We start from the raw sequence: 7,946 nt of genomic DNA, 5'->3' as shown, positions 1-7,946 counted from the left end.
ATTCCTTGCCAAAGATGTTGAGGACTACACACGAAGTGCAGCGGCGACTGGTCTTTATCGTATTTGGAAGCTGGGAACGACCTCCGATATCGATGATCTGCTAGGCCTCATAGCACTTTGGCCAGAGGATTCTCGGTACTCCACCTCTATTTCCGCGATCGGATGCGCATTCCTTCTCATGCATCGCCTTCAGGACCGTCGTCTCTCTCTGGCGCTCAGGCGATTGTTGGAGACGCTGCACGAAGAACTCACACGAGATAACGAATTAGCAGTCGGCCTCTTCATTCATGCCTGTTGGTCCGCGTATGACAATTGGGCACAGGGCCACCGACAGCGCCGCATCCATTTCGATACGATCGAAGAGGCGTTGCCGATATATTGGGATCGCCAGAAATACCTCTTGGAACCAATAAACTAATGGCCAAATCGCGGGTTCAGTTCATCTGCCAGAATTGCGGCTCGGTGCATCAGCGCTGGGCGGGCAAATGCGATGCCTGCGGCGAGTGGAACACGCTGGTCGAGGAAGGCACTGCCGGCGGCATCGGCTCGGGGCCGGCCAACACGCGCAACGCCCGCAAGGGCCGCGCCGTGGTGCTGACCAGCTTAGCCGGCGACATCGAGGACGCGCCGCGCATCGTGTCCGGCATCTGCGAGCTAGACCGCGCCACCGGCGGCGGTTTCGTGCGCGGCTCGGCGCTGCTGGTCGGCGGCGACCCGGGCATCGGCAAGTCGACGCTTTTGACGCAAGCCGCCGCCGCGCTCGCCTCGAAGGGCCACCGCATCGTCTATGTCTCGGGCGAGGAGGCCGTCGCGCAGATCAGGCTGCGCGCCCAGCGCCTCGGCGTTGCCTCGACGCCGGTCGAGCTCGCCGCTGAAACCAATGTCGAGGACATTCTGGCGACCATCGCCGACGGCAAGCGGCCGGACCTCGTCATCCTCGATTCCATCCAGACGCTGTGGACCGACCTTGCCGATTCGGCGCCGGGCACCGTCACCCAGGTACGCGCGGCCGCTCAAGCCATGATCCGCTATGCGAAATCCACGGGTGCTGCGATCGTGCTCGTCGGCCATGTCACCAAGGAGGGCCAGATCGCCGGCCCGCGCGTGGTCGAGCACATGGTCGACGGCGTGCTTTACTTCGAAGGCGAAGGCAACCATCACTTCCGCATCCTGCGCACGGTGAAGAACCGCTTTGGGCCAACCGACGAGATCGGCGTCTTCGAAATGTCGGATAAGGGCTTGCGCGAGGTTTCCAATCCGTCCGAGCTTTTCCTCGGCGAACGCCACGCGAAATCCCCGGGCGCCGCGGTTTTCGCAGGCATGGAGGGCACGCGGCCGGTGCTGGTCGAGATCCAGGCGCTGGTCGCTCCCTCCTCGCTCGGCACGCCGCGCCGCGCCGTCGTCGGCTGGGACGGAGCGCGGCTGTCGATGGTGCTCGCCGTCCTCGAGGCGCATTGCGGCGTGCGCTTCGGCCAGCACGACGTCTATCTCAACGTCGCCGGCGGCTATCGGATCTCGGAGCCGGGGGCCGATCTGGCGGTCGCCGCGGCATTGGTTTCGTCGCTCACCGGTCTTGCCCTTCCCGCCGATTGCGTCTATTTCGGCGAAATCAGCTTATCGGGCGCCGTGAGGCCGGTTGCGCATGCGCAGCAACGCCTCAAGGAAGCCGAAAAGCTGGGCTTTGGAAGCGCGGTGCTGCCGCTCGGCAGCGAGGAAGTTGCCGGGGGGATCGGGGCCGGCGCGTTCCAGCCCACCGAGCTTGCCGACCTTGTGGCGCGCATAGCCGGCTCACGGCGCAGCCGTGCCGACGACGATGAGTGACGCGGCTCGTCGGGCCGTAAGACAGGAAGTGGGGCGAGGATCATGCCGATTACGCTGCTTGACGGAATTCTCGTCGGCTTCACCCTGGTTTCAGCAATGCTCGCCATGGTGCGCGGCTTCTCCCGCGAAGTGCTATCGGTGGTTTCCTGGGCAGCGGCGGCGGCAGCGGCGTTCTTCTTCTACAAGCCGGTGCTTCCCTATGTGCAGCCCTATATCGACAACGACAAGATCGCGATGGCCGCTTCAGCGGGTATCGTCTTCCTGATCGCGCTGATCGTCGTCTCCGTCATCACGATGAAGCTTGCCGACTGGATCATCGATTCGCGTATCGGCGCGCTCGACCGTACGCTCGGCTTCCTCTATGGCGCGGCGCGCGGCATCCTGGTGGTCGCGGTGGCGCTCCTGTTCTTCAACTGGCTTGCCGGCGCCAAGGCGCCCGCCTGGATCGCCAACGCCAAGTCGCGGCCGTTGCTCGAGACGATCGGCGCCAAGCTCGAAAGCGTGCTGCCGGAAAACACCGAGGAACTGGTCAACAAATACACGCATAAGGGCACGCCGCAGGCTGGCGCGCCGGCCACGACCGATCAGCCCGCGGCAGAGCCGCCGGCCGGCGACGACAACGCGCCGGCGCCCGACGACAGCGAGGGCGAGGCGCCTGCCGACAACGAGCCGGCTCCGGCGCCCGCCCCGGCTCCCGCTCCAGCGCCGGCAAACTGAAATCCAGGCCAGCCATAGCGCTGGCCTGAGGCAATTTGTGAATGCCTGACGAGGTGCGTTGCGTTCCGTCAGAGATCGCCCTATATGGCGGCTTTAGCGGAGCTTGAGCACCAGATGGCAGACTCAACGGCAGATGCAGGCAATGTCCTTTCCGCCGAGGCCGACGACCATTTCCACGACGAATGCGGCGTGTTCGGCATCTTCGGCCGGCAGGACGCGGCCGCCATCGTCACACTCGGCCTGCACGCCCTGCAGCATCGCGGCCAGGAAGCGGCAGGCATCGTCTCCTATGACGGCACCCAGTTCCATGTCGAGCGCCATGTCGGCCTGATCGGCGACACCTTCACCAAGCAGCGCGTCATCGACAGTTTGCAGGGTAATCGCGCCATCGGCCATACGCGCTATGCCACCACCGGCGGCGCCGGGCTGCGCAACATCCAGCCCTTCTTCGCCGAGCTTGCGGAGGGCGGTCTTGCCGTCGCCCACAACGGCAACCTCACCAACGCGCTCACCGTGCAGCGCGCTCTGCAGAAGCAGGGCTCGATCTTCTCGTCGACCTCCGACACCGAGACGCTGCTGCACTTGGTCGCGACCAGCAAGGAGCGCGATCTGAATTCGCGCTTCATCGAAGCGGTGCGCCAGGTGGAGGGCGCCTTCTCGTTGGTGGCGATGACGGCCAAGAAGATGATCGGCTGCCGCGACCCGCTCGGCATCCGCCCGCTGGTGCTGGGCGACCTCGACGGCGCCTGGATCCTGGCATCAGAGACCTGCGCGCTTGACATCATCGGCGCCCGCTTCGTGCGCGACATCAAGCCCGGCGAGATGGTGGTCATCACCTCCAAGGGGATCGAGAGCATCTTCCCGTTCGAGCCGCAGAAGACGCGCTTCTGCATCTTCGAATATGTCTATTTCGCGCGGCCGGATTCTTCGGTCGAGGGCCGCAACGTCTACGAGGTGCGCAAGCGCATCGGCGCGGAACTGGCGCAGGAAAACCCGGTCGAGGCCGACATCGTCGTGCCGGTGCCGGATTCCGGCACGCCGGCCGCAATCGGCTTCTCCCAGGCCGCCGGCATTCCCTTCGAGCTCGGCATCATCCGCAACCACTATGTCGGGCGCACCTTCATCCAGCCTGGCGATTCGATCCGCCACATGGGCGTTAAGCTGAAGCACAACGCCAACCGCCGCATGATCGAGGGCAAGCGCGTGGTGCTGGTCGACGATTCGATTGTGCGCGGCACCACCAGCCAGAAGATCGTGCAGATGGTGCGCGATGCCGGCGCGAAGGAAGTGCATATGCGCATCGCCTCGCCGCCGACCAGCGCATCCTGCTTCTACGGCGTCGACACGCCGGAAAAGTCGAAGCTGCTGGCATCGCGCATGACGGTCGAAGAGATGGCCGAGTTCATCCGTGTCGATTCGCTCGGTTTTCTGTCGATCGACGGGCTCTACCGCGCCGTCGGCGAGGCGCGCCGCGACAACGACCAGCCGCAATTCTGCGACGCCTGCTTCACGGGACAGTCCCCCACCCGCCTGCTCGACTTCGAAGGCCACGACAATGTGCGCACGCTGTCGCTGCTGGCGTCGAGCGGGTCGTAGGCCGCGGTATCTGTTTTGACGCAATTCCGGACGGAAAACCGTCAGACACTTTTCCTGGAATTGCTTTAGCCCACGGAATTCTCGCATGACCCTCGACCTTTCCGGCCGCGTGGCGGTCGTCACCGGCGCCTCGCGCGGCATCGGCTATTTCATCGCCAAGGAACTGGCGGCAGCCGGCGCGCATGTCATCGCGGTGGCGCGCACGGTGGGCGGGCTGGAAGAGCTCGACGACCAGATCAAGGCTGATGGGCGCGGACAGGCGACGCTGGTGCCGCTCGACCTCACCGACATGGCAGGCATCGACCGGCTGGGCGGCGCCATCCATGAGCGCTGGGGCAAGCTCGACATCCTTGTCGCCAACGCCGCCGTGCTCGGCGTCATTTCGCCGATCGGCCATGTCGAGGCCAAGACCTTCGAGAAGGTGATGACCATCAACGTCACCGCGACGTGGCGATTGATCCGCTCGGTCGACCCGCTGCTCAGGCTTTCCGATGCCGGCCGCGCCATCATCATGTCCGCCAACTCCGCCCATTCGGCGCGTGCCTTCTGGGCGCCCTACGCGGCGTCCAAGGCGGCGGTGGAGACGATGATGCGCTCTTGGGCGCATGAGACCGAGAGCCTGCCGCTCAGGGTCAACGCCGCCGATCCCGGCGCCACCCGCACCGCGATGCGCGCGCAGGCGATGCCCGGCGAGGATCCGGAGACGCTGCCGCATCCGTCCGAGATCGCCCAGCGCATCGTGCCGCTGGCAAGCCCGGAACTGAAGGAGACGGGCCTGATCTTCCAGGCCAAGCACAACCGCTTCGTCGCCTACCGGCAACCGGAATAATTCGAGTTCAAAAGCGCGTCGCGGCCGATCGAGCCCGCCTGGCGAAGGCCCTCTTCACAGGTCTGTGACCGGGGCGGTGGAAGCGTGTGCCACCGCCCAGCTTTCGCCGTGCCGGGGGAGTTGCTAGAGTCCCTGCGACTCCGACATTCAAGCAAAGCGAGGAATTCCCATGGCTGCCACTCCCAGCGTAGCGTTGGTCTGGTATCTGGTGATCGCCGGCCCGCAAGGCGGCATGGTGGTGCTGCCCAGCACCTTCGACACCCGCGAGCAGTGCACAAACGCCATCACCGAATATCAGAAGCAGCCGACGCCGCAGGGCTGGGCCGTGCAATGCGTGCCGAGCGCCTCGCCGTTTACGGATGAAGGGGACGCGGAGGAGCCTTCGGCCCAGTAGGCAACACTCCCCCTCACCCAGCCTCCGCTTCGCTCGGCTGACCTCTCCCCGCTGGGGAGATGAGGCTGTCAGCGCCGGTGCCAATCTCTTCTCCCCACCGGGGAGAAGGTGGCCGCGTAGCGGCCGGATGAGGGGGCGTCGCGCTTCAACGCCCCGCGCTTACGCTCAGCGCCAGCTTGTTGTTGATCGTCTGGAACACCACGCAGTAGCGCTCGGTGAGCTTCATCAGAGAATCGATGCGCTCTTGCGGCTCGTCGGTGTCGAGGTCGAATTTCAGCCTTATCTCGCGAAAGCCGACCGGCGCATCGCGAGCGACGCCGAGCGTGCCGGGAAAATCGAGGTCGCCCTCGGCATCGACGCTGGCGTTGCCGAGCTTGAACTCCAGCGCGGTGGCCACAGCCTTCAGCGTCACGCCCGCGCAGGCGACCAGCGCCTCCAACAGCATGTCGCCAGAACATAGTTCCAAGCCCGAGCCGCCGGTGGCTGGATGAAGGCCGGCGACGGCAAGCGCCCTGCCCGTCTCCACCTTGCAGGCGATCGACTGATCGTCCAGCGTGCCGCGCGCTCTCAGCGTGATCAGTGCCTTGGCAGCGTCGTCGCGATAGGCTTCCTTTAGCGGCGCCTGCGTGGCCTTGAGTGCGGTGGCGTCCATGGTGCTGTCCTTTTCGATAAGTCTCCGAGCTTGATAGCACTGTTATGCTGGCGGGACAGCGCCCTCCTCTGTCCTGCCGGCCATCTCCCCCACTTAGGCCTACTTGGGGAGATTGGCGGCTTCTCCGGCGGCGCCCTTTCGTCAACGTCGGAGATTGGCGAAGGCCGACGCGACATCTGATCTCCCCCCTCGTGGGGGAGATGGCCGGCAGGCCAGAGGGGGCGCGAAGGAACTCGACATTTGCTAATAGTTTCTTTGACTTCCCTCGCCCTAGCCATACTTTTGCGGATGCCATCTAAGCGGAGTCGTCATGCGATCCAAGCTCGTCCCCCTTATCCTTCTGGCGCTCGCCGCCTTTGCTCAGCCGGGCTTCGCCGCGGAAGCACCCGAGCGCCCCGCGCCCCAAGGCGGCGTGCTGTCGCTGCTGCCGCCGCCGAGCGTGACCGAGCATTCGATCACGCTTGGCGGGCGCAAGCTGGATTACCAGGCCAAGGCCGGCACGCTCTCGCTCCTGTCGGGCAAGGGCGAGGTCACGGCCGAGATCTTCTATGTCGCCTACACGCAGCAGTCGTCCGCCCCGGCGAAGGATCGGCCGGTCACCTTCGTCTTCAATGGCGGGCCAGGCGCGGCGTCTGCCTATCTGCATCTCGGCGCGATCGGGCCACGCATCGTCGAGACAGCCGCCGACGGCGAGTTCCGCCGGCCGCCGCAAAAGCTCATCGACAATCCCGACAGCTGGCTCGACATGAGCGATCTCGTCTTCGTCGATCCGGTCGGCACCGGCTACAGCCGTGAGGCGCCGGGGCATGAGGGCAAGGAATTCTGGAGCGTCGATGCCGACGCCAGCTCGGTCGGCGCCTTTATCCGGCTCTATCTGGCGCAGAACGGCCGGACCGGATCGCCGCTGTTCCTCGCCGGCGAAAGCTATGGCGGCTTTCGCGCCGCACTTCTTGCCCGCACGCTGCAGGAGGATGTGGGCCTCAGCCCCAGCGGCATCGTGCTGATCTCGCCGGCGCTGGAGTTCATGCTGGTGCGGCCCGACCAGTTCGACCAGTTGCATTGGGCGCTGGAGCTGCCTTCGCTGGCGGCGACCCGCCTGAAGGGTGACGGCGTGAGCGGCGATGCGCTGCGCGACAGGCTGGCCGAGGTCGAGCATTATGCGCTCGGCGATTACCTGACGGCGCTGAACAGCGGGCTGGAGCAGGGCGGCAAGCTCGCCAGTGGGCGCGTTTCGGAACTCACCGGCCTGCCGCTCGAGCTCGTGCAGCGCAATTTCGCCCGCATCCCCACCGGGCTTTTCGCCAAGGAATTCCAGCGTGCTACGGGCAAGGTGCTCAGCCCCTATGACGCCACCATCGGCACGGCCGACATCGCGCCGCAAAGTCCGCGCGACGCCGGCCCCGACCCGGTGCTCGACCGCAGCGTTCCGGTCCTGACATCCGCCTTCGTCGCCTATGTCCGCGACGAGCTGAACTACCGCACCGATATCAGCTACCGGCTGCTCAATGGCGAGGTCACCCGCAACTGGGACTACGGCACTTCGGGCCAGGGCTATGCCGGCGTGATGAACGATTTGCAGCGGGCGCGTTCGCTCAACCCGGCCCTCGGCGTCGTCATCGTCAACGGCTCTACCGACCTGGTCACGCCCTATCTCGCCTCACGTTACCTGGTGAACCAGCTTCCTTCGCTGTCAGACGCCAAGCCGATCCGACTCGACGTCGTCGAGGGCGGGCACATGATGTATCTGCGGCCGGACGGTCGGCGCGCCCTGAAGGACGCGGCATCGGAGCTCTATCAGGCGACGCAGTAATCCCGACCGGCCTCCGGCAACGACCTGCGCCAACGCTAGCACCGCGCTGGAGCAGCGGCATGCGAGCTTTCGCCCGTATAGATGGAGCAACGGTCCCGACTGGGGCGGAACCGCCCCACGCAAACAC

At 65.5% G+C, this 7,946-nt stretch carries 8 protein-coding genes; 7 read left to right on the top strand and 1 reads right to left on the bottom strand.

The features are described 5' to 3' along the window. The 6 genes from EOA28_RS39565 to EOA28_RS17205 form a co-directional block, all read left to right on the top strand. On the top strand, positions 1-418 hold a 418-nt coding region (locus EOA28_RS39565; RefSeq protein WP_210214946.1), incomplete at its 5' end, for a hypothetical protein. Beyond that, complete coding sequence (gene radA, locus EOA28_RS17225) at positions 418-1,821, top strand: DNA repair protein RadA (protein WP_127251693.1); 1,404 nt, start codon at positions 418-420, stop codon at positions 1,819-1,821. The genes EOA28_RS39565 and radA, both read left to right, overlap by 1 nt. Before the next feature lie 42 nt (positions 1,822-1,863). Beyond that, on the top strand, positions 1,864-2,538 hold the full coding sequence (locus tag EOA28_RS17220; protein WP_042637922.1) for a CvpA family protein: 675 nt from the start codon (positions 1,864-1,866) through the stop codon (positions 2,536-2,538). 114 nt (positions 2,539-2,652) lie between these two features. Then, a complete protein-coding gene (gene purF / locus EOA28_RS17215) occupies positions 2,653-4,134 on the top strand; it encodes an amidophosphoribosyltransferase (protein WP_128315082.1) in 1,482 nt (493 codons plus the stop codon). An 85-nt stretch (positions 4,135-4,219) separates the two neighbouring features. Beyond that, positions 4,220-4,963: an SDR family NAD(P)-dependent oxidoreductase gene (locus EOA28_RS17210; RefSeq protein WP_127251691.1), complete on the top strand. Its 744-nt coding sequence runs from the start codon at positions 4,220-4,222 to the stop codon at positions 4,961-4,963. A gap of 169 nt (positions 4,964-5,132) precedes the next feature. Then, positions 5,133-5,357, top strand: coding sequence for a hypothetical protein (locus EOA28_RS17205; protein ID WP_040984608.1), 225 nt, complete (start codon positions 5,133-5,135; stop codon positions 5,355-5,357). A 145-nt stretch (positions 5,358-5,502) separates the two neighbouring features. On the opposite strand, the gene EOA28_RS17200 is transcribed toward EOA28_RS17205, so the two are convergent. Further along, positions 5,503-6,009 carry an OsmC family protein gene (locus EOA28_RS17200; RefSeq protein ID WP_127251690.1) on the bottom strand — a complete coding sequence of 169 codons (507 nt, stop codon included), beginning with the start codon at positions 6,007-6,009 and terminating at the stop codon, positions 5,503-5,505. A gap of 310 nt (positions 6,010-6,319) precedes the next feature. Here EOA28_RS17200 and EOA28_RS17195 point away from each other — a divergent pair, with 310 nt between their 5' ends. Beyond that, positions 6,320-7,819, top strand: coding sequence for a peptidase S10 (locus EOA28_RS17195; protein WP_127251689.1), 1,500 nt, complete (start codon positions 6,320-6,322; stop codon positions 7,817-7,819). Positions 7,820-7,946: the final 127 nt, after the last annotated feature.

Source organism: Mesorhizobium sp. M2A.F.Ca.ET.067.02.1.1, from assembly GCF_004023285.1.
Classification (GTDB): Bacteria; Pseudomonadota; Alphaproteobacteria; order Rhizobiales; family Rhizobiaceae; genus Mesorhizobium.
Note: the sequence above shows the minus strand (reverse complement) of the source record. Positions and strands in the feature narration are given on the sequence as shown.